At 72.9% G+C, this 2,214-nt stretch carries 2 protein-coding genes; both read left to right on the forward strand.

The window, feature by feature from the left end; translation table 11 throughout:
- The first annotated feature begins 227 nt into the window (after positions 1-227).
- Positions 228-953, forward strand: coding sequence for a hypothetical protein (locus tag IZR01_RS48940; RefSeq protein ID WP_194900025.1), 726 nt, complete (start codon positions 228-230; stop codon positions 951-953).
- Positions 954-967: 14 nt separating this feature from the next.
- On the forward strand, positions 968-2,214 hold a 1,247-nt coding region (locus IZR01_RS48945), incomplete at its 3' end, for a S8 family serine peptidase (RefSeq protein WP_194927865.1).

Genomic DNA, 2,214 nt, shown 5'->3' on the forward strand with positions numbered 1-2,214 from the left:
GATCAGCGTCGCACAGGCGAGCGGCCAGGCGGTAGAGCGGGGTGCGGCGGGTGGGGATCGGTGCCGTCGGCGCGGCGGCCGCGCATCGGTGGCACATCGCCGGCCGGCGGTGATCGGGCCGGTCTGGAGATCGGGTTACGCACGCAGCGGCAACCCGGCTACTGTTCTGTGGTTTCTGAGGTTCGAGTCACGATTTCGCTAGGAGTCCTGGGGGGACGCGGAGCGGCATGCCTAAGCGCTACTGGATGGGCGCGGTGTTGAGCGTCGCGCTCGGCGCCGCGATCGCGGCCACCGCCGTTGTGACCACCTCCGGCTCCTCCCAGGCCGCCAAGCCGGTGCCGGTTGCGCCGTCCCAGCTCGCGGACGAGTCGATCCTGGCTTTGTGGCGCACCAAGCCGGTCGAGCAGGTCTTCCCGCCGACCGTGACGCTGGGCAGCCAGTATGTGCGGCTGGGCATCGCCCCCGCCGCGGGCTGCGACGTGCTCCCCAAGGCCTTCGGCGAGGAGCTCGCCACGGACGCCCCCGGCGCCGGCTGTGTCAAGGTCCTGCGTGCCACCTACACCGACATCACCCAGACGGTCTTCGCGACCGTCGGCGTGGTGGTGGTCGGGGGCGAGGCCTCGGCGCGCGACAAGGTGTGGCGGCAGTGGACGCCCGACGCCGACTCCCGGCGGCCGGAGCTGATGCCGGATGTGTTCCCCGTTCCGGCCACCGTGGCCGCCGGGTTCGCCGACAATCAGCGCGTGACGTGGAACTCCCAGGCGTCCAACGACGGTTCCTATCTCGTGTACGTCGTGTCAGGGTTCGCAGACGGCCGCGCCGGTTCGACGGCCGCGCAGTCGCGGACCGGATCGGGGAAGGCGCTGGTCGCCGACTCGCCGCCGGTGCAGGCAGCGTCGGGGTTGTCCGATCTGTTCGCCGGCGAGTTCACCAATGCGGGGAAGGGCCAGTGACGACCGTTACGCGGATGCACCGCCTATCAGCCCTCGCACTCGCCGCGGCGCTCCCGGTGCTGATCGCCGCCCCCGCCGCCCGAGCCGCCGACGCGGTCCGCACGGCGCAGTGGCCGATCTCCTTCCTGAACCTCCCGCAGGCGTGGAAGACCACGAAGGGGGCGGGCGTCACGGTCGCGGTCCTGGACACCGGCGTCGTCGGCACCCGCGCGGACCTGACCGGCCAGGTGACCGCGGGTCCGGACTTCGTCGGCGGCACCGAGAAGCCCGGGGACCCGGACTGGGGCGTGCACGGGACCGGCATGGCGTCGGTCATCGCCGGCCACGGGCACGGCCCCGGCGGCTCGCAGGGCGTCATGGGGGTGGCCCCGGCCGCGAAGATCCTTTCGGTGCGGGTGATCCGGGACGACGAGAGCCCGGACAACGGCCTGCTCCAGGCCTCGCACACGCCGATCTCCGAGGGCATCAAGTACGCGGTCGACCACGGCGCGCAGGTCATCAGCATGTCGCTGGGCGGCACGGTGCCCGGCGCGGACAGCGACAGCACGAACGAGGCCGACGCGGTGCGCTACGCGATCGCGCACGGGGTCTCGGTGGTCGTCTCGGCGGGGAACTCCGGCGACAAGCCGGACAAGGACGTGACCGAGTACCCGGCCGGCGAGCGCGGGGTGATCGGGGTGGCGGCCGTGGACCAGACCGGCAAGCGCGCGTTCTTCTCCTCGACCGGCTGGGACGTGGCGGTCGCCGCGCCCGGCGTGAACATCCCGATGGCCCTGCCGATCAACGATCTGGCCGGGGACACCTACGCCGACTTCGGCCCGGAGATCGGCGACGACATCCTGGTCGGCGCCGGGACCAGCCCGGCGTGCGCGTACGTCGCCGGGGTCGTGGCGCTGATCCGCTCGGCGAACCCGGCGCTGAGCCCGGAGCAGGTGGCGCAGATTCTGAAGAGCACGGCCTCGCACCGGCCGGCCGGCGGGCGCGACGACCAGATCGGCAGCGGGATCGTGGACCCGGTCGCGGCACTGAAGGCGGCCGCCGGGGTGGCCGGGCAGCCGCCGACACCCCATGCGCAGGCGTATCAGGGGGCGAAGTACTTCGGGTTCGGCCCGGAGGAGGTCGCGGACCAGAGCATCGGGGGACTGAGCAAGGGCCGGCGCGGGATGGTCGACGCCGCGGTCGCGATGACCGGTTCGCTGGTGCTCGGCGGGTGGCTGCTGGTGCGTGGGCGGCGGCGGGCCCGGATGGACGGTGTGATGGG

The organism is Catenulispora pinisilvae (assembly GCF_015356865.1).
GTDB lineage: Bacteria > Actinomycetota > Actinomycetes > Streptomycetales > Catenulisporaceae > Catenulispora > Catenulispora pinisilvae.